This is a genomic window from Acidovorax sp. NPDC077693 (genome assembly GCF_044542805.1).
GTDB lineage: Bacteria > Pseudomonadota > Gammaproteobacteria > Burkholderiales > Burkholderiaceae_C > Acidovorax.
Map to the genome: position 1 here is coordinate 224729 of NZ_JBITVD010000005.1, position 19230 is coordinate 243958.

Consider the following 19230-nt stretch of genomic DNA (forward strand, 5'->3'; position numbering starts at 1 on the left):
CGCGGGCTGTGGGTGCAGCTCGTGTCTTATCAGCTGTAGCCGCCAGCAGCCTGTCCGCGCCGGACGTCGATTTTGTTTGCTACGCTTTTTATAGCTGGTAGCGCTTGCCTACCAAGCGGTAGAGCACTTTTTCATCACAAGCGCGTGCCAGCCTGGCGCCCCCGGCCGTGGCATCAGCCCTGTGCGTACTCCGGCCGGTCGTTCTGCTGCGGCTTCAGGGGCTGGGCCGCAGTGCCTTCGGCGCGCTCCTTGCGCCATTGCTCCTTGCGGGCCGTCCACTCCTTCAGGCGCGCATGGGCCACCGTGCTGTCCTTTTCCATGGCTTCCTCATTGGCCAGCTGGGCCGACAGCTCCAGGCGGATGCCGTTGGGGTCGAAGAAATAGATGCTCTTGAAGATGTGGTGGTCCGTCACGCCCAGCACCTCGATGCCGTGGGCCTGCAGGCGCTGCTTGGTGTTCTCCAGCTCTTCGATGGTGTTCACGCGGAAGGCGATGTGGTTGACCCACAGTGGCGTGTTGGGCGAAGGCTCGGCCTTCACGTCGTCGCCCAGGTCGAAGAAGGCGATGAACGAGCCGTCCTTCAGGCGAAAGAAGAAGTGCGTGTACGGGCAGTACTCGCCGGTGCTGGGCACGTGGTCGCTCTGGATGATGTGGTACAGCGGCAGGCCCAGGATGTCCTCGTAGAAGTGGCGCGTTTCCTCGGCGTCGCGCGCCTTGTAGGCGTAGTGGTGCAGTTGCTGGATGGCAGCGGGCGCGGGCAGGGTGGCGAGGTCAGGCTTCAGGACGGCATTCATGCGTTGTCTCCTCAGATGGATGGTTGCAATTCTACTATTCGTAATCAATTTACGTTAAGTTAATTTTTGGGGGTGGCGAGTTTGCGGTACAGTCCGCATCCGTCCATTGCCCACCCACCGAGGCCCGACTCCCATGCGCCTGTAAGCCCCTTCAAGCCGTTCCCTCTGCCTGTCTTTGCAGTGCCAGGGGGCTCTCTGTCTTGTCTGGAGTGCTTTTGCATGGCGACACCTTCACGGGGCGCATCCGCCCCCGGCAGCCGCAGCGCTGCCGCATCGACCCCCGGCAGCCGCAGCGCTGCCGTATCCACCCTCAGCAGCCGCAGCGCGGCCGCAGCTTCGGCTGCTCATCCTTCGTCGGTTTCCCCTTCTTCTGCCGTGTCCGCCGCTTCTGGTGACGGTGGGGCGCCGTCCCCACCGTCGCACCCGCGTGCCGGTGCGGGCGCCAGCGTGCTGCAGTTTCACGACGTCACCTGGGGCCCGCCCGGCGGGCATGCGCTGTGGGCGCGCCCCCTGACCGTGGCCGTGGGCCGCGGCGTGACGGGCATCGTGGGTGCCAATGGCAGTGGCAAGAGCGTCTTCCTTCAGTTGGCGTCGCGTGCGCTACAGCCGGCCAGCGGCGTGGTGCTGGGCCAGCCCTCGGTGCACGCGGTGGCGCAGGAGGTGGACGCCGCGCCGCAGGCCACAGTGGCAGACATCGCCGGCCTGGGGCCGGTGCTGGGCGCGCTGGCGCGGCTGGCGGCCGGGGAGGGGTCTGCCGACGATGTGCTGGCGGTCGATGGGCGGTGGGACCTGCCCGCGCGCTGGCAACAGGCGCTGCAGGCACTGGGCCTGGCCCACCTGCAACCGGGGCATGCGGCCCGGCAGCTGAGCGGCGGTGAGCGCATGCGCGTGGCGCTGGCGGGCGCTTTCTTGTCGGGTGCGGACCTGCTGGTGCTGGACGAGCCCACCAACCACCTGGACCGCCCCGCCCGCCGCTGGCTCTTGGAGTCCCTCGGCCAGTGGCCCGGCAGCGCACTCGTGGCCAGCCACGACCGCGAGTTGCTGGGGGCGGTGGGCAGCATCGTGGCGCTGTCCCCGGCCGGGCTGCAGCGCTATGGCGGCAACTGGGCCCTGTACCAGGCGCAGCGCCAGGCCGACGCCGCAGCCGCCCAGGCAGACCTGGACCACGCGCGCACCGAGCGCGAGCGGGCCTTGCGCACGCTGCAGCGGGACCACGATGCACAACTGCGCCGCGCGGCCCGGGGCCGCGAAGTGGGGCGCACGGCCAACCAGGCGTCCGTGCTGCTGGACCGCCAGAAGAACAACGCCCAGGCCCACGCCGGCCGCGAGCACGAGCGCCAGCAGCAGGAGCGGATGCGCCTGAACGACGCGGTGCGCGAGGCGGCCTCGCGCCTTCCCGCACAGGCACCGGCCACGCTGGTGCTGCCGCAAAGCGCTGTGCCCGCGGGCAAGCAGGTGCTGGCGTTCGAACAGGTGGTGGTGCCCCATGCCGCACCCGGCCAGCCGCCGCTGGACGGCGTGTGGAGCGGGCCGGTGCGCATCGCGGTCATGGGGCCGAACGGCTGCGGCAAGAGCAGCCTGCTGCGGCTGATCGCGGCGCCGGGCGAAGTCGCGGGCGACATGAATGGGGGCCGCGTGTTGCGCAGCGTGCGGGCCGCCTGGCTGGACCAGCACAACACCGACATGCTACCGCCCGGGCGCAGCGTGCTCGCGCAACTGCAGGCGCTGGGCTCGCCCCTGCCCGAGGCTGCGCTCCGCACGCACCTGGCGCAGATGGGGCTGGGGGCGGACAAGGTGCGGCAGCCTTCGGGGCAGCTCAGCGGTGGGGAACGCATCAAGGCCGCGCTGGCCTGCGCGCTGTGGGCGGGCGAGCCGGCGCAGATGCTGCTGCTCGACGAGCCCACGAACCACCTGGACATGGCCGCCGTGGACGCCCTGCAGTCAGCGCTGCAGGCCTTCACCGGCGCCTGGATCGTGGTGTCCCACGACCACGCCTTTTTGCGTGCACTGCAGCCGGATGTGGTGTGGGCGTGGCGGCCGCAGGGCTGGGACCTGGATGCGTCGCTGGACGTCGCCTGAGCGCACACCGGGCAGTTGGCGCCCCAGATGCCCACGGTGGCGCGCCCCAGAAAAAAGCCACCCGCTGCGCTGACGCTGCGGGTGGCTTCTGGGCCAAGACGCCAGCAGCGCCTTGGAGGCAGTGACGACCGTGATTACTGCTTCACGGCTTCGATCTGCACCACGAGGCGCACGTTCTTCGGGAAGCCCCATTCCACGCCGTAGTTCATGCCCCACTGGGTGCGGTCGATGGTGGTCTCGAAGTCGCCACCGCACACTTCGCGCTTGAGCATCGGGCTGTCGTAGCAGTTGAACTGCGTGGCCTTCAGCGTCACGGGGGCGGTCTTGCCCAGCAGCGTGAGCTGGCCGGTCACTTCGCTGACCTTGTCGCCGTTGAAGCTGAACTTGTCGGACACGAACTTGATGGTGGGGTGCTTGGCCGCATCGAACAGGTCTGGGCTTTGCAGGTGCTTGTCGAACGGAGGCGTGCCCGAGTTCACCGAGGTGGTGTCGATGGAGATCTCCACCTTGCCGGTCTTGGCCGCGCGGTCGAACTCCACCGTGCCTTGCTTCTTGTCGAAGCGGGCGCGGTTGGTGGACGCGCCGAAGTGGCTGATCTCGAACGTCACGAAGGTGTGCGTGGGGTCGATGGCGTAGGTGGCGGCCTGGGCGGCGCCAGCGGTCATGGCAGTGGCGGCAGCGACGGCCAGCAGGGAGAACAGGGACTTGCGCATGCGAAAACTCCTTAAAAGGAAAGGTTCAGGGATGAAGGAACACGAATAAGTTTGAGTTGTCAGCTCACGCCCGAAACAGGCATGGCCGAGGCCAGCGCTCCCGCGCAAGGGCCGCCCCGCCGCGCTGGGAGCGTCCCCCTCCCGCATTGCGCAGCAATGCGAGAGAGGGGGAAGGCGCGGAGCGACTCAGGGGGAGCTTCATTCAAATCTTGCCCACGCCGGTGAGAGCGAGCTTGAACTTGACGGTCACGTCGTCGGCCACCATCGAGGTGTCAGCCCACTCGTTCTCGCCGATCTTGAACGCCAGGCGCTTGATGGGCAGGCTGCCCGTGGCCGTGGTGGTGGGGCCGCTCTGCGTGAGCGTCACGGGCACGACCACGTTCTGGGCATTGCCCTTGATGGTGAGCTTGCCGGCCACTTCGAACTTGCCGCCGCCCAGCGCCTTGATGGCGGTGGACTCGAACTGCGCCTGCGGGAACTTGGCCACGTTGAACCAGACGGGCTTGGGCAGCTCGGCATCGGTTTCCTTGGAGCCCAGCGTGGCGCTGCCAGTGTCCACCGTGAGCGCGATCTTGCTGGTGGCCAGCTTGGCCGGATCGAACGCCACCTGGGCGCTGAACTTCTTGAAATGCCCATCCAGCGGCACACCCATCTGGCGCGCGGTGAACTGCACCTCGCTCTGGGCGGGCACAAGCTGCTGCTGGGCCATGGCAGCCTGGGCGCTCACGACGAAGGCGGCGCCCAGCACGATGCGGGAGAAGGCGGAAGACAAGTTCATTCGGAAACTCCGATCAAAGATTGTTGGAAAAGAGAGCAGTGCCGAGATGTGCCACTGAGGTATGACTGGGGCGAGCACTCGCCAGCGCACCCGTGGATCCGGCTTTGCCGGTCCACCGGGTGCGTCCCCCTTCGGGGGAAGACGCGAAGCGGCTCAGGGGGGCCTTCATCCTCCACCAGGCAGCATGCGTCGGAGCAGGCCATCGCGGTCGATGATCTGGTGCTTGAGCGCTGCCGCCACATGCAGCACCACCAGGCCCGCCATCGCGAACGCGGTGTACTGGTGCCACGGCTTGATGGCATCGGCCAGCTCCTTGCTCACCGGCACGAAGTCGGGGAGCTGCCACAGGCCCAGGAACACGATGGGAAAGCCCGCCGCAGAACTGTACGCCCAGCCGATCAGCGGCACGGCGAAGAACAGCAGGTACAGCAGGTGGTGCGTGCCGTGGTGCGCCAGTTTTTGCCACCGCGGCATGGCGTTGTCGACAGCGGCAGGCAATGCTGGGGGGCGGTGCGTCAAGCGCCACAGCAGGCGCAGCACCGACAGCACGAGGATGGTCACGCCCGCCCACTTGTGCCAGTTGTAGAACTTGAGCCGCTGGGGCGAGAACGGCAGGCCGGTCATGTACAGGCCGAAGCCGAACAGTCCGATCAGCGCCAGACCCAGCACCCAGTGCAGGAGGATGGCGGTGCGCGTGTAGCGGCGTGGTGGTGCTGCGGCAGCAGGGGCTTGGGCGGTTGCAGTCATCAAAAAGGTGGCTCAGGAATGTGGGCGCCGGCGCGCTGCAGCGGGTGCTGGTGCGCGTCCGGTGATAGGGCAGTGTAGGAAGCCAGGGGCAAGCCCGGCTTCAGGCAGATTGACCACTCAGTTCAAAAAAAATGAATTGAGGGGGCCTGAGCAATCAAAGTTCCCCAATGCTTGGGGTAACCCTGTGCGGTCAGGGGGCATCGGGTGAGGCGATGGATGAAGAGCGCTCGGGGTCTGGCCGGACCGCGCCGGTCGGACTGTGAAGCGGCGGCATGGCGGCAGGTCGCTCTGTCATGCAGCGCGTCCTGGCGGCTCTTTCAAACGGCGTGCTCGGGCAGCTAGTTCAATCCGCCGGTGCGCGGGTTGCGCGGATTGCGCGGCGCAGGGTTACCGGCCCAGCGCGGCTTTCTTCCACGCCTCGGCCGCGACGGCTTCGTCGCCCCGCTGCTCGGCGAGTTCGGCCAGGTGGCGCCATGCACTGGCGCGCAGGCCGGCGTCGGCCAGCTGCTGCGCGGCCTGCGTGAGCAACTGCTGGGACTTGCCCCACAGTTGCCGCTTGAGGCAGGCCATGCCGGCCAGGTACTGCAGCCGCGCGTCGCGCGGGTTGGCCTGGTGGGCGGATTCGATGCGGGCCAGCCAGGGCGCGTCCAGTGCATCCAGGCCCGCTTCGAGTGCCCGCACCAGCTTCAGCGCGTGGTGTTCAGCCAGTGCGTCGGGCAGGCCGACCATGCGCTCCCACACCGGCAGCAGCCAGGCGCGCACCTGCGTGGCGTCACCACCCAGTGATGCGAGGCGCTGCGCGGCCTGAATCGCCAGCTCGGGCATGTTGCGTTCGGACGATTCCAGCGACAGCCAGATCTGCTGCAGCTGCGCGGTGTCGTGCGCGCTGTGGATGAGTTCGGTGGCCAGGCCGCGCACGATGCTCTGCGCCGCGCTGGGCGAGAAAGCGCGGTGCTTGCCCAGCAGGCGCGCGGTGTCGAGTGCCTCTTGCGTCTGCCGTGCCAGCCGCGTGGCCTTGAGCTTGATGCGCAGGGCCAGCGTGCGACGCGCCGCGCCCTGGGGCAGGGCGGCCAGGCGTTCGAGCGCTGCGCTCGGGTCGCGATCGTCCAGCGACCAGCGGGCGGCGCGCATCTGCGTGCCTTCGCGCATTTCCTGCTCGTTGACGGAGCCGCGGGCCGGGGCCTCCTGCAGCGCGTCCTGCAGATGGCTTTCGCGCGTCGCACGGTCTTGCAGGGCATGCGATGCCTCGGCCGCAATCATGTGCGCCAGGGCGCGCAGCTGGCCTCCGTGCGGCACGCCTTCGCCGGAGGCGGCCAGCGCGCTCTCTTGCGACAGCGCCGCCACCGCCGCCTTGCGCGAGCGGATGAAACGGCCGCCCAGCATGTGGGTCAGTGCATCGAGCAAGGCCGCGTGCATGGCGCGCTCCTTTTGCTGCACGCGCCAGCGGCGGGCCTGGTGCGGCAGCTCCAGCAGCGCAGCCAGGGCACGCAGCGCGGCATAGACGGTGACGAACCCGCCCACCAGCAGCAGCACCACCATGTTCAGCGACAGGTCGATGCGGTACGGCGGCCAGTACAGGGTGACGGTGCCCTGGTTGTTGCCCGCGAACAGCGCAGCCGCCACGGCCACGCCAAACAATGCCAAAAGCCAAAGTGCTGCGCGCATTTCAATATTGCTCAGTGATCCGCTGCACTGCGCGCCTGCCCGTGAAACTGGCGCGGCCAGAGGCGAGTGCCACCGTGGAACTGGCTTCGCCAGGCCACCGGTGGCGTCCCCCTCCCGCACGAGAGGGGGAAGGCGCGAAGCGACTCAGGGGGTGATTCATTTACCTTCCAGCTGCTGCGGTGGCCAGGGCGGACAAGGTTTCGTCCAGCCGCGGCTGCTCGGCCGCCTTCATGCTGGCCTGCGCGGTCTGCAGCGTGCTGGCCGCGTTCTGGGTGCGCCGCGATGCGGGGTCGAAGTACTTGTTCAAGGCCACGGTGGCGGCGGTCAGGTCGGCGCGGGCCGATTCGAACTGCCGCGCGAGCACGCCCAGCCGGGCGTTGAGCAGCTTGAGCTTGAGGTTCTCGCGCAAAAAGAAGGTCTGCTCGGGCGCCAGCAGGATCGCCTCGGGCTGGTCGATACGGCTCACGCGCACCAGGCCCCGGGCCTCGTCGCGCACCACTTCCCAGCTGCGCTGCAGGGTGGCTTGCCACCACGCCATGCCCTCGGTGGGGGCGGGTGGGCTGCCGGCAGCGGCCGGGCCGGTGGACAGGCGTTTGGTGGATGCTGTCTGGGCCACGGCGTTCAGCACGGGCAGCTCGTCCACCTGGCGCACCAGGTCGTCCAGGCGGGCCAGCAGGCCGGCGGTGTCGGTGACGGCGGCACGGGTCAGGCGGTCCAGGTCACGGCCGATGGCGCGCTGCACGGGGGCCAGGCGGGGTTGGGCTGCGCGCTCGATGCGCTGGTTGGCGCTCTTGAGGGCCGCCACCAGCGGCTCCAGGCTGCCGGTGAGCTGGGCCTGCTGCTGGGCCAGGCGGATGGCGGACTCGATGTCCACCACCAGGTTTTCATCGCGCGACCGCGACAGGCTTTGCATGAGCTCTTCGAGCTGGCTGCGCTGCAGTGCCACTTCGCTCACGCGGGCTTCGGCCACCGACAGGCGGGCGGCGGTGTCGCGCACCAGTTCTTCGGCCTGGCGGGCCATGGTGCGGGCCTCGATGGCCTGCGCGCCGGAGTCCGCGGACTGCCGGGCCAGTTGCTCCTGGATGGCGCTCAGCCGCTGCCACAACAGGCCGCTGCTGATCAGCGCGGCGGCGGCCACCGTGCCGAGCAGCAGCGTCACGGCGCCGCCGCGGCCTGTGGCGGCGGGTGCCGGTGCAGGGGCTGGAATGGCCGCCGGTGCGGCCACGGGCGCGCCGGCGTGGGCTGGAGGCAGGTCGTGGGAAGGCGCGGAACTCATGCGCCCGATTCTATCGACGCCACCACGTCGGCCAGCGCTGGCCGGCATTCCCGCACCGTGCCAAAGCCCACTGCGCGGGCGGCCTGGGCGATGCGCGGGTGGGTGGTCAGCGCCTGCGCCGCTGCCCAGGTTTGGCCTGGCAGCGCCTGCGCCAGATGGGCCACGGCCTCGGAGCTGCTCAGCAGCCACACCGAGCCGTCCTGCGCCGCCCGCTGCGCCAGCGCCCTTTCCGCCGCATGGAAAGTGGGTGCGCCGCGTTGGTATGCCACCACAAAGTCCACCTGCCCGCCGGCGGCAGTGATCTGCTGTGCGAGCCAGTCGCGCCCCGTGCCCTGCACCGATTCGTGCGCGCCGTCGGGCTTGGCCGAGCGCCCGCGCACGATGAGCACACGGTCACCGGCTCCGATCTGGCCGTGCACCTGTTGCCACAGCGATTCGGAGTCGAACTGCGCGGCATCGGGCGCCGGGCCGTCGATCTGGCTGGGTGGCACGCCCGCCTGCACCAGCGCGGCTGCTGTGCCCGGGCCGGGTGCCCATGCTCTTGTTTTGATAGCTGGTAGCGCTTGCCTACCCAGCGGTAGGGGCTGTTTTGATGCAAAAAAGTAGGTGGCGGCATTGCCGCTCACGAACATCAGCGCGCGGTATCCGGCCAGCCGTGCGCGCGCCTGCGCCAGCACCAGCTGGGCTGCGGGGTCGGTGCAGGGGCCGATGCCGATCAACGGCAGCGCCACGGCATCGAGGCCGTGCGCAGAAAGCTGATCCACCCAGTGCGCGGCCTCGCGGGCCGGCCGCGTGACGATCACCCGGGGCAGGGGCATGGCCGCCTCGGCTCAGTCTTGCGGGCGGGACGCGGGGTCCACGCCGCGCGCGCCGCCAGCGCGCAGTCGCTCGGCCACCGCGGTGCCCAGTGCTTCGGCCTGCGCCAGCGTGGCCACGGGGCCGTGGGCCTGCGCGCGCACCAGCGGGGCCTGGCCGTCCGGGTCGCCCCAGGCAGCGTCGATGTGCAGCACGCCGCCGCTCATCGTGCCGTGCGCCGCCAGCGGCATGGAGCAGCTGCCGCCCATCGCACGGCTGACCGCGCGTTCGGCCGCCACGGTGAGCCAGGTGGCCTGGTGCGCCAGCGGTGCCAACGCGTCCACCAGGTCCTGCCGCTCGCCGCGCACCTCGATGCCCAGCGCGCCCTGGCCCGCTGCGGGCAGCATGGTGTCGGGGTCGAACGCGGTGCGGATGCGGGACTCCAGCCCCAGGCGCTTCAAGCCTGCGGCCGCCAGCACGATGCCGTCGTACTGGCCTTCGTCCAGCTTGCGCAGGCGGGTGTCGAGGTTGCCGCGCAGCGGCTCTATTTTCAGGTCCGGCCGCAGGGCCTGCAGCAGCACCTGGCGGCGCAGGCTGGAGGTGCCCACCACCGCGCCCTGGGGCAATTCATCCAGCGACGCATAGCGGGGCGAGACGAACGCGTCGCGCGGGTCTTCGCGTTCCATCACGCAGGCCAGCACGAAGCCTTCGGGCAGCTCCATGGGCACGTCTTTCAGCGAGTGCACGGCGATGTGCGCGCGGCCTTCTTCCAGCGCCACTTCCAGCTCCTTCACGAACAGGCCCTTGCCGCCCACCTTGGACAGCGAGCGGTCCAGGATCTGGTCGCCCTTGGTGGTCATGCCCAGCAGCTCCACCGTGTGGCCCTGCGCGCGCAGCAGGGCCTGCACATGCTCGGCCTGCCACAGCGCCAGACGGCTCTCGCGCGTGGCGATCACGATGGAAAGCGGCGGGGTTGCCGCGGGGCTGTGCCCTTGCGGCAAGCGAGACTCCTGGGGGGGCAGCGACCCGGTCGGCGAGGCGTGGGGGGCGTCTTTGGGGGTGCTCAAGTTCGTAACCTGTTTGTAATCTTTCAGGGGCGGGCGATGCTAGCATGCGCCCGCACCGGGGCTGTGGTGTGGCCTGGCGCAGACCGGGCGGGCGGCCCCCGGCCATCCCATCCATTCCCGGAGACACCTGCATGAAACGATCCGACAAGGACCAGCCCCTGATCGACGACATCCGCCTGCTCGGCCGCATCCTGGGCGACGTGATCCGCGACCAGGAAGGCGTGGCCGCCTATGAGCTGGTCGAGCAGGTGCGCAAGCTCTCGGTCGCCTTCCGGCGCGACGCCGACCAGGAGGCCGACCGGGCGCTCAAGAAGCTGCTCAAGTCCCTGTCGGGCGACCAGACGGTGAGCGTGATCCGCGCCTTCACCTACTTCAGCCACCTGGCCAACCTGGCCGAGGACCGCCACCACATCCGCCGCCGCGCCGTGCACGAGCGCGCCGGCGACACGCAAGAGGGCAGCATCGAGGTCGCCCTGTCGCGCCTGCGCTGGGCCGGCATTGCGCCCAAGACCATCTCGCAGACGCTGGCCGGCAGCTACGTGGCGCCGGTGCTCACGGCCCACCCCACCGAAGTGCAGCGCAAGAGCATTCTGGATGCCGAGCGCGACATCGCCCAGCTGCTGGCCACGCGCGACGACATCCAGGTGCGCGCCCAGCTGTACAACACTGCCAAGGACGCGCTCACCCCGCGCGAGCTGGCCGCCAACGAGGCCCAACTGCGCGCCCGCGTGGCCCAGCTGTGGCAGACGCGCCTGCTGCGCTACAGCAAGCTCACCGTGGCCGACGAGATCGAGAACGCGCTGTCGTACTACGAAGCCACCTTTCTGCGCGAGATCCCCAAGATCTATGCCGACCTGGAAGCCGAGCTGGGCCAGTACCCCGTGCACAGCTTCCTGCGCATGGGCCAGTGGATCGGCGGCGACCGCGACGGCAACCCCAACGTCACCGCGCAAACTTTGCAGTACGCCCTGGGCCGCCAGGCCGAGGTGGCACTGCGCCACTACCTGACCGAGGTGCACTACCTGGGCGGCGAGTTGTCGCTGTCGGCACGCCTGGTGCAGGTGTCGGCCGAGATGGAGGCGCTGGCTGCGCGCTCGCCCGACACCAACGAGCACCGGGTGGACGAGCCGTACCGCCGGGCGCTGACGGGCGTCTATGCGCGCCTGGCCGCTTCGCTCAAGGAGCTGACCGGCGGCGAGGCGGCGCGCCATGCGGTCGCCCCGCAGAACCCGTACGTGAGTGCCGAGGCCTTTTTGGCGGACCTGCGCGTGATCGAGGCGTCGCTCAAGTCCCACCACGGCGAAGCCCTGGCCGCCGAGCGCCTGCACCCGCTGATCCGCGCGGTGCAGGTCTTCGGCTTTCACCTGGCCACGGTGGACCTGCGCCAAAGCTCCGACAAGCACGAAGAAGTGGTGGCCGAGCTGCTGTCCACGGCACGCATCGAGACCGCGTATTCCACGCTGTCCGAGACCGACAAGCGCGCGCTGCTGCTGCGCCTGCTCAACGACGCGCGCCCGCTGCGTGTGGTGGGCGCCAGCTACTCGGACCATGCCCGGGGTGAGCTCGCCATCTTCGAAGCGGCCCTGGCCATGCGCCAGCGCTACGGCCACCAGGCCATTCGCCACTACATCATCAGCCACACCGAAACCGTGAGCGACCTGCTGGAGGTGCTGCTGCTGCAAAAGGAAGTGGGGCTGATGCGCGGCACGCTGGACGGCGATGCCCGCAACGACCTCATCGTCGTGCCGCTGTTCGAGACCATCGAAGACCTGCGCAATGCCGCGCCCATCATGCGCGAGTTCTATGCCCTGCCGGGTGTGGCAGGCCTGGTGCACCGAAGCGGCAGCGAGCAGGACATCATGCTCGGCTACAGCGACAGCAACAAGGACGGCGGCATCTTCACCAGCAACTGGGAGCTGTACCGCGCCGAGATCGCGCTGGTGGAGCTGTTCGACGAACTGGCCACCAGCCACGGCATCCAGCTGCGCATGTTCCACGGCCGCGGCGGCACCGTGGGCCGTGGCGGCGGCCCGAGCTACCAGGCCATCCTGGCCCAGCCCCCCGGCACCGTGCGCGGCCAGATCCGCCTGACGGAGCAGGGCGAAGTCATCGCCTCCAAGTACGCCAACCCCGAGATCGGCCGGCGCAACCTGGAGACACTCGTCGCCGCCACGCTCGAAGCCACGCTGCTGCAGCCCACCAAGCCTGCGACCAAGGCGTTCCTCGATGCCGCAGCGCAGCTGTCGCTGGCCAGCATGGGCAGCTACCGCGCACTGGTGTACGAGACGCCCGGCTTCACCGAATATTTCTTCAACTCCACCCCCATCCGCGAGATCGCCGAGCTCAACATCGGCTCGCGCCCCGCGAGCCGCAAGGCCAGCCAGAAGATCGAAGACCTGCGCGCCATCCCCTGGGGCTTCAGCTGGGGTCAGTGCCGCCTCACGCTGCCCGGCTGGTTCGGCTTCGGTTCCGCGGTCGATGCCTTCGTCAACGCCGAAGGCAAGGACCCCAAGAGCCAGCTGGCACTGCTGCAAAAGATGTACCGCCAGTGGCCGTTCTTCCGCACCTTGCTGTCCAACATGGACATGGTGCTCGCCAAAAGCGACCTGGCCCTGGCCTCACGCTACAGCGAACTGGTGACCGACGCGCGGCTGCGCAAGAAGGTCTTCACCGCCATCGAAGCCGAATGGCTGCGCACGGCCGAGGCCCTGACCCGCATCACCGGCGACAAGCACCGCCTGATGCACAACGCGGCGCTGGCCCGGTCCATCAAGCACCGGTTTCCGTACATCGACCCGCTGCACCATTTGCAGGTCGAACTCGTGCGCCGCTGGCGCGCGGGGCAGGGGGATGAGCGGGTGCAGACCGGGATTCACATCTCCATCAACGGGATTGCGGCGGGGTTGCGCAATACCGGCTGACGAGGGCCGGGAAGGGGCGCGGCTGCCCCTGCATGTGGCGTATGGCGTATGGCGTATGGCGTTAATCGCGCAGCAACTGGGAGTGCCGCAAGCATCCCCACGCCACGCCCAACGCGATGCCGATGCCCAGCCCCCAGGCCACCGGCAGGCCGATGCCGAAGATGAGCAAGGCCGTCACCCCCAGGCTCGCCAGCGCGATCCAGAACATCGTGACGAGGTCGAAGTGGGCGACTGCCACAGCATCCTCGTCCACGCTGCGCTTTGAGCTGCCGCGCGTTTCGCGTTGGCGCCTGAATACGAAGACGTCCGCGATGAACTCCGCGATGCCGGAGAGAAGATCGGTCACGATGCTCATGGCAAGTTCACACCTTTGCTGCAGTGGTCGTTCTTGAAGTGGCAAGTGGCTGCCGCCGCACACATACGGGATGTGCAGGTGCGGGGCAGATCCAAGCGGAATGTAGTGCCAACGGCGACGCCAGCATTTCATCAGCGGTCAGTGCGTCAAATCCACACCTTGGTTGGTATCGCAGCTTCAGTCCGGCATGAATCCCGGCAGCCCTCCACTACCATTTCCTCGGTCGTGGGCCTTCGGTTTTGTGTGGCTTGCAAGGCAGGCCGTCACGGCTGGCTGGTGTGCTGCATCTGTGGCAGCGTGGATGGCTCCGGCGGGGGGCTTGCCTGCGGCGGAAGGCACCGTCCACACGAACGTCGCGTCCGGCTCGGGGGGAGCCGGCGGGGCGCAATCATTCAGTAGATATCTATGGCGAGTTCTTCACAAATAAGAAACTACATGCTCAGGCGCGTGGCCTGTTGGCTGCTTGCGTTGGCCGGGTGGTTCGCCGTCGGGGCGCCTGTGGTCCATTGGGTGACCTGGAACTCCGCCGAACAGGAAATTGCGATTCTGGAGACGGCCGGCGAGCGCGACGAAAGAATATCGCCCGTGGTGCTCTACAGCACCATTCGCCGGTGGGAGGCGCAAGCCGCCCAGCTGGAAATTTGGCTGACGGCCGCCGGGGTCGTGACCCTGTGCTTCATCGCCAACGCGATCGAATGGGCCTGGGCGCGGCGTACCCAGCGCAGCCCATAACGGGCGTGACCCGTGGCCAGGGCCGGGCGACAGCGCTGACTCAATCGCCCAGCAACTCCCCCACCGCCTTCAAATCCTCCACCCGGTCACAAATGGCCTTCACCGCCATCATCACCGGGATGCCCAGCAGCAGGCCCCACAGGCCCCACAGCCAGCCCCAGGCGAGCACGCTCACGAACACGGCGACGGGACTCATGCTGCTGGTGCGGCTTGTGAGCCAGGGGGTCAGCAGGTTGCCGATGAGGGTGTGGATGACCAGCGACGCACCGCCGATGGCCAGGGCCATGTCGATGGTGCCGAACTGCAGGAAGGCGACCAGCGCCGATGAACCCGTGACCAAGGCCGAGCCGATGTACGGCGCCAGGTTGAGCACCCCGGCCACCACGCCCCACACGGCAGCGTTCTGCAGGCCCAGCGCCCAGTACGCCAGGCCCGTGGCCACGCCCACGAGCACGCTGGTGAACACCTGCACCAGCAGGTAGCGCTGGATCTGGTTGGTGATGTCTTCCAGCACGTGGATGGTCACCTTGCGCCGCTCCAGGCTGGTGCCCGCGATGCGCAGCAGCTTGTTGCGAAACAAGTTGCCGGAGGCCAGCGCGAAGAAGGTGAGGAAGATCACCACCGTCAGTTGCCCGAGCGCCGACATCAGACCCATGGTGCCGCTCCACAGGTAGTCGCGCACGTTGAAGGGCGGGCGCTCCACGATCACGCGCTGCACGCCGCGCCGGGCGGGGGCGGCGGCCGTGTTCTCGTTGGCGGCCTGTTCGATCTGGGCTGCGGCCTGTTGCACGGTGTCCAGCGGGCTGGCGGAGGTGGCGCGCGAACGGATGTTGTCGCGCACCTTCTTGGCGGCTACCGGCAGGGAGTCGACCAGCTGTGCAGCGCCGTCGCTCAGCGACCAGGCGGCGGTGGCCAGGCTGCCGACGATGGCGATCAGCAGCACGCCCGCGCCCAGCCAGCGCGGAACGCGGGCGCGGTGCAGCATCTCCACGGCAGGCCGCAGCGCCGTGGTGAGCAGCAGGCTCAGCATGATGGGGATGAACACCGCGCTGGCCCAGTGCAGCAGGGCCACGCTGGCAAACAGGGCCAGCAGGGCGAGCGACAGGTTGCGCACGTCCACGGGCATGTGGAGCATGAGCGGGCCGTTCAAGGCAGAGGGGGAAGCTGAAGACAGCGCGGCTTCTGACAGGGAGGTGGCCGCAGTGCCGGACTCTGCGGCTGCGGCTGCAGCTGCGGCTTGAGGGGTGGGGGTGGGGCTGATGAGGCTGTCTGCGGTCGTGGCGGATGCGGGGGCTTGCGCCGGGGGGGCTGCTGCGTGCGGCGTTTTCTGCGTTTCGCTGCCTGCCGGTTCGACGGGAATGGCGTCCGCAGGGGTTGCGGGGGCAGGGGGCAGGGGGTCGGCAGTGAGCGCAGTCATGCGCAGATTGTGCTGCAGCCACCGGGCTCCCTGTGTAGGCGGCCACGCCAGCGCTGGGATGGTGCGCAGGGAAGAGCGGCGCAAAACCCGCGCTTATTGCCCGATGGCCGCACCCCGCTCATCGCTAGGATGGCGCGATGCCATTGCATTGCCTGCATTTCCACCACCACACGGCGACAAAGGGGTCGTGCGCATGAAAAACCAACGACATCCAGCGGTAGGGGGCGTGCTCTGGCGCGCCGCGGCGGCCTCGATCGTCCTGCTGTTGGCGGGCTGCTCGTCCCTGGATGTGCCCCGTGCCGACAACTACCCCGCCACCGACCAGAAGAAGGCCCGCGCCGTGCACCACTGGGACGTGCTGGCCGACGATGTGGCCAGCCGGGTCGCGGGCAAGATCAGCGCCTGGCCGCCGGGCGAGTACCCCATCTACGTGGCGCCGTCTGCGGGCGACACCAGCTTCAACAACGGGTTTCGCAAGCTCCTCATCACGCGCCTGCTGGACCGGGGCGTGACGCTGTCCACCCAGCCGACGGCCGTGACGCTGACGTTCGAGACGCAGCTGGTGCAGCACGAGGCGCGGGTCGTCAGCATGGGCCCGATGCCCTGGACCCGCCTTGCGCTGGGCGTGGGTGTGGCGCGGGACTGGCACCTGTACCACCAGAGCGCGGGCTCGATGCTCGGCGGGATCGTGGCCCTGGGCGCGATCACCGACCTGACGCAGTACGCCATCAGCGGCGCCGCCGCGGGCGGGCCCACGCGCACCGAAGTGCTGATCACCACCTCGCTGGAGAGCGCCGACCGCTATCTGGCGCGCACGGCCGACGTGTACTACATCGAACAAGATGACTCGGGCCTGTACAAGGCCAAGGCGCCGGAGCCGCCACCGCCGATGCCGCCGCCCCCCACGCCCATGAAGACCTGGCGGGTGGTGGCGCCATGAGGCCCCGTCTGCTTGGCGCCCCAACCCGCGCCGTGCACGCGCTGGCCGCAGCCTGCCTGGCCCTGGGCCTGCAGGGCTGTGCCTCGAACCCCATGCACAGCTACTACTATGGCGACCGCGCCGGTGGCGTTTCGCGCAGCGACCTGATCGAGACCAACGAACGCGCCGCCGACGCGCTGCTGCAGTACGCACCGCTGGATGCGAGCCAGCCCGTGCTCGTGGCCACGCTGGTGAATGTGGACCGCCTGACCGAATCGTCCCGCCTGGGCCGCATCTTCTCCGAGCAGATCGCCGGCCGCCTGGTGCATCGCGGGCTGCGGGTGACCGAGGTGAAGCTGCGCGACAACCTGCTGCTGCAGCGCGACCAGGGCGAGTTGCTGCTGTCGCGCGAGGTGCGCGAGGTGAGCCAGGCGCAGGACGCGCAGGCCGTGGTGGTGGGCACATACGCGGTGTCGACGACGGTGGTCTACATCAGCCTGAAGCTGGTGAACCCCGTGGGCAACACAGTGGTGGCGGCGTACAACTATGCGGTGCCGATGGACGAGAACGTGCGGGCGTTGCTGGCTGGAAGGTAGTGAAGCCCCCCTGAGCCGCTTCGCGCCTTCCCCCGAGGGGGACGCCCCCAGCGCGGCGGGGCGGCCCTTGCGCGGGGGCACTGGCTTGGTCCATGCGAGTTCATAGACCAGTGGACTGTTGTCTCCTCCAGAAACACCAAAGCCCCGCCGGTAGTCCGTGCGGGGCTTTTTGCTGGAAAGGTCAATGCAGCATCAGCGCGCCGGCGGTCTTGCTCTTGCCTGCGCGTGCGGGTGGGTTGCACAGGCCGCAGGTGAAGTGGCGGTTTTCGTACAGCTCGGTCACGAACTGGCCGCTGCACTGCGAGCACTTGGTGCGGGTGAGCATGCCGGCGTCCACGAATTTCACCAGGCGCCAGGCGCGGGTGAAGGACAGCAGGGGTTCGATCTCGGCGGTGGCGACCTGTTCGTTGTACAGGCGGTAGGCCTTGGTCAGCAGTTCCACAGAATCCAGGTCCACGCCCTTGGACAGGTATTCGTAGATATTCAAGAACAGCGAGCTGTGGATGTTTTCCTGCCAGGTCAGGAACCAGTCGGTCGAGAAGGGCAACTGTCCCTTGGACGGCGACTTGCCCGCGATCTCCTTGTACAGGCGGATCAGCCGCTCGTACGACAGCGTGGTTTCCGACTCCAGCACCTGCATGCGGGCGCCCATCTGGATCAGCATGGCGGCGCGTTCGATCTGCTTGGATTCGTTCAGAACGCTCTTGGCTGGGGCTTTGACGGCGGCGGCAGGGGTGGTGGACGACATGGCGGGCTTTCGGCGGGGTGGGCGGTGGGGGCGGGGCGGGTGAAGCGCTGCTGTGTCAGAGCACTTCAGACACGCGGCTGGCCATCAGGATGTTGGCGTGCAGCGTGTTGGTGGCTTCGTTGCCCACCTTCTTGGCCGAGTGGTTGGTCAGCAAGCTCCACACCAGGTTGTCGTCCACGCGGAAGCTGCACAGCAGCGTGTTGCGGGAGGCCAGCTTCATCACTTGCGCTGCGGACAGCGAAGCGAGAATATCGGCAGACTCCTCGTTCATGCCCAAGCGGAACACGGCTTCCGCCTTGTCCTGGCGAATCAGGGTCTGGGCCAGCATCAGGTAAGTGAGGTTGGCTTCGCGGATTTCAGCGAGGAGTTGTTCGTTGGTCATGGCGGCTTCCTTTGTTCCATTGCCCGGATCCTGCGTTGTCTGCTGGTTGCAGGGTTTGCGTGATCCGTTGAAATGGATTGTGAAACCGCCCCAATCAGAAATTAAGTCGGGGTTTGGATGTGCCGCGTGTCTGGTTGTGCGGTGGGCCGTGTAGGAATTTGCCTTACAAGAACCTCAGGCGCTGTCCCGCATTTCCATTGGTGCAGGGGTGCTGTGCCTTTGCGCACACCCTGCCCGGTTCTGCTCATGGTTTTGATAGCGCCTGCAAAACCATCTTTTTTGCGGTTTTACATGTCGCGTCGGCACGTTGTGGCGCGGATCAGCCTTTTTCGACGGGGCGGGCGGGGTCTGAGCACCACTCGCTCCAGCTGCCGGCAAACAGTGCGGTAGGGCCCAGGCCGGCGACTTCCATGGCCAGCAGGTTGGGCACGGCGCTCACGCCGCTGCCGCACTGGTGCACCACGGTGGCGGGGTCACGGCCTGCGAGCAGGGTGTCGAACTCCGCGCGCAGCGTGGCGGCGGGCTTGAAGCGGCCGTCCGCGCCGATGTTCTCGGCGAACGGGCGGTTCAGCGCGCCGGGGATGTGGCCCGCCACCGGGTCCAGCGGCTCCACCTCACCGCGAAAGCGGGCGCCGGCACGGGCGTCGATCACGTTCTGCGCAGGGCTGCCCAGGCCGGCCAGCACCTCGTCGGCCGTGGCCAGGCGGCGCAGGGGCTCGCCCAGCTCGAAGTTGGACTGGAAGTGCGCGGGCTCTTCGCCGCTGGTCACCGCGCCACCGGCCGCCTGCCAGGCCTGGAGGCCGCCGTCGAGCACGGCCACCGCATCGTGGCCCGCCCACTTGAGCATCCACCACAGGCGACCGCAGTAGTTGGCGCCCTGGCGGTCGTACACCACGGCCTGCATGGGGTTGGCAAAGCCCACGCTCGAGAGCCACATCGAAAATCGTTCGCGGCTGGGCAGCGGGTGGCGGCCGCCGGACGCGGGCTTGTCAGCCTCTTGCGCGGTCAGGGTGCCGCCCGCACCGGGCGCGCCGTGCTTGGCGCTCAGGTGGTGGTCCAGGTCGGCGTAGACGGCGCCTGGGATGTGGGCCTGGTCGTACTGCTGTGCACCGGCCGAGGGCTGCATCAGCTCGAAGCTGCAGTCGAACACCATCAGCGGCGCGCCGCCGTCGATCAGGGCCTGCAGTTCAGAAGCGGAAATGAGGGTGGTGTAGGAGGTGGTCATCGGAGTGGGATGTCAAAACAA

18 protein-coding genes are annotated in these 19230 nt (G+C 68.4%); 5 read left to right on the forward strand and 13 right to left on the reverse strand.

Features of this window, described 5'->3' with window-relative positions; all coding sequences use genetic code 11:
• Window positions 1-173 precede the first annotated feature (173 nt).
• Window positions 174-794, reverse strand: coding sequence for a VOC family protein (locus ACIGHN_RS08750; RefSeq protein WP_056412913.1), 621 nt, complete (start codon window positions 792-794; stop codon window positions 174-176).
• A gap of 375 nt (window positions 795-1169) precedes the next feature.
• Between ACIGHN_RS08750 and ACIGHN_RS08755 the strand changes: the two genes are divergently transcribed.
• Window positions 1170-2873 carry an ATP-binding cassette domain-containing protein gene (locus ACIGHN_RS08755; protein WP_396504053.1) on the forward strand — a complete coding sequence of 568 codons (1704 nt, stop codon included), beginning with the start codon at window positions 1170-1172 and terminating at the stop codon, window positions 2871-2873.
• A gap of 134 nt (window positions 2874-3007) precedes the next feature.
• On the opposite strand, the gene ACIGHN_RS08760 is transcribed toward ACIGHN_RS08755, so the two are convergent.
• From ACIGHN_RS08760 to hemC, 7 genes are all read right to left on the reverse strand, one after another.
• Window positions 3008-3586 carry a YceI family protein gene (locus tag ACIGHN_RS08760; RefSeq protein ID WP_396504054.1) on the reverse strand — a complete coding sequence of 193 codons (579 nt, stop codon included), beginning with the start codon at window positions 3584-3586 and terminating at the stop codon, window positions 3008-3010.
• A gap of 202 nt (window positions 3587-3788) precedes the next feature.
• Window positions 3789-4364 (reverse strand): YceI family protein, encoded by a 576-nt coding sequence (locus ACIGHN_RS08765; RefSeq protein ID WP_396504055.1) that lies wholly within the window; start codon window positions 4362-4364, stop codon window positions 3789-3791.
• Between the two features lie 165 nt (window positions 4365-4529).
• On the reverse strand, window positions 4530-5111 hold the full coding sequence (locus ACIGHN_RS08770; RefSeq protein WP_396504056.1) for a cytochrome b: 582 nt from the start codon (window positions 5109-5111) through the stop codon (window positions 4530-4532).
• A 387-nt stretch (window positions 5112-5498) separates the two neighbouring features.
• Entirely contained in the window at window positions 5499-6776 is a 1278-nt protein-coding gene (locus tag ACIGHN_RS08775; protein ID WP_396504057.1) for a heme biosynthesis HemY N-terminal domain-containing protein, read from the reverse strand.
• A gap of 160 nt (window positions 6777-6936) precedes the next feature.
• Window positions 6937-8052: a uroporphyrinogen-III C-methyltransferase gene (locus ACIGHN_RS08780; protein WP_396504058.1), complete on the reverse strand. Its 1116-nt coding sequence runs from the start codon at window positions 8050-8052 to the stop codon at window positions 6937-6939.
• The gene (locus ACIGHN_RS08785) at window positions 8049-8870 is read right to left on the reverse strand and encodes a uroporphyrinogen-III synthase (RefSeq protein WP_396504059.1); all 822 of its coding nucleotides are present in this window, start codon (window positions 8868-8870) and stop codon (window positions 8049-8051) included. Before ACIGHN_RS08785 ends, ACIGHN_RS08780 begins: the two co-directional genes overlap by 4 nt.
• A 12-nt stretch (window positions 8871-8882) precedes the next feature.
• On the reverse strand, window positions 8883-9848 hold the full coding sequence (gene hemC / locus ACIGHN_RS08790; RefSeq protein WP_396504139.1) for a hydroxymethylbilane synthase: 966 nt from the start codon (window positions 9846-9848) through the stop codon (window positions 8883-8885).
• Between the two features lie 197 nt (window positions 9849-10045).
• Here hemC and ppc point away from each other — a divergent pair, with 197 nt between their 5' ends.
• Window positions 10046-12835, forward strand: a complete 2790-nt coding sequence (ppc, locus tag ACIGHN_RS08795; protein WP_396504060.1) for a phosphoenolpyruvate carboxylase — start codon at window positions 10046-10048, stop codon at window positions 12833-12835.
• Window positions 12836-12896: 61 nt separating this feature from the next.
• Here ppc and ACIGHN_RS08800 read toward each other — a convergent pair whose 3' ends face one another.
• Window positions 12897-13190 carry a hypothetical protein gene (locus ACIGHN_RS08800; protein ID WP_396504061.1) on the reverse strand — a complete coding sequence of 98 codons (294 nt, stop codon included), beginning with the start codon at window positions 13188-13190 and terminating at the stop codon, window positions 12897-12899.
• A 405-nt stretch (window positions 13191-13595) separates the two neighbouring features.
• Here ACIGHN_RS08800 and ACIGHN_RS08805 point away from each other — a divergent pair, with 405 nt between their 5' ends.
• Window positions 13596-13922 (forward strand): hypothetical protein, encoded by a 327-nt coding sequence (locus tag ACIGHN_RS08805; protein ID WP_396504062.1) that lies wholly within the window; start codon window positions 13596-13598, stop codon window positions 13920-13922.
• Between the two features lie 40 nt (window positions 13923-13962).
• On the opposite strand, the gene ACIGHN_RS08810 is transcribed toward ACIGHN_RS08805, so the two are convergent.
• The gene (locus ACIGHN_RS08810; protein ID WP_396504063.1) at window positions 13963-15339 is read right to left on the reverse strand and encodes an AI-2E family transporter; all 1377 of its coding nucleotides are present in this window, start codon (window positions 15337-15339) and stop codon (window positions 13963-13965) included.
• 193 nt (window positions 15340-15532) lie between these two features.
• Here ACIGHN_RS08810 and ACIGHN_RS08815 point away from each other — a divergent pair, with 193 nt between their 5' ends.
• Both ACIGHN_RS08815 and ACIGHN_RS08820 read left to right on the forward strand, forming a co-directional pair.
• Window positions 15533-16279 (forward strand): hypothetical protein, encoded by a 747-nt coding sequence (locus ACIGHN_RS08815; RefSeq protein WP_056412948.1) that lies wholly within the window; start codon window positions 15533-15535, stop codon window positions 16277-16279.
• A complete protein-coding gene (locus ACIGHN_RS08820) occupies window positions 16276-16854 on the forward strand; it encodes a FlgO family outer membrane protein (protein ID WP_396504064.1) in 579 nt (192 codons plus the stop codon). The genes ACIGHN_RS08815 and ACIGHN_RS08820 overlap by 4 nt, the downstream gene beginning before the upstream one ends.
• Before the next feature lie 181 nt (window positions 16855-17035).
• Here ACIGHN_RS08820 and flhC read toward each other — a convergent pair whose 3' ends face one another.
• The 3 genes from flhC to ACIGHN_RS08835 form a co-directional block, all read right to left on the reverse strand.
• A complete protein-coding gene (gene flhC / locus ACIGHN_RS08825) occupies window positions 17036-17602 on the reverse strand; it encodes a flagellar transcriptional regulator FlhC (protein ID WP_396504065.1) in 567 nt (188 codons plus the stop codon).
• Between the two features lie 55 nt (window positions 17603-17657).
• Entirely contained in the window at window positions 17658-17984 is a 327-nt protein-coding gene (flhD, locus tag ACIGHN_RS08830) for a flagellar transcriptional regulator FlhD (protein ID WP_008902803.1), read from the reverse strand.
• A 319-nt stretch (window positions 17985-18303) separates the two neighbouring features.
• Window positions 18304-19209 (reverse strand): sulfurtransferase, encoded by a 906-nt coding sequence (locus ACIGHN_RS08835; RefSeq protein ID WP_396504066.1) that lies wholly within the window; start codon window positions 19207-19209, stop codon window positions 18304-18306.
• Window positions 19210-19230 lie beyond the last annotated feature (21 nt).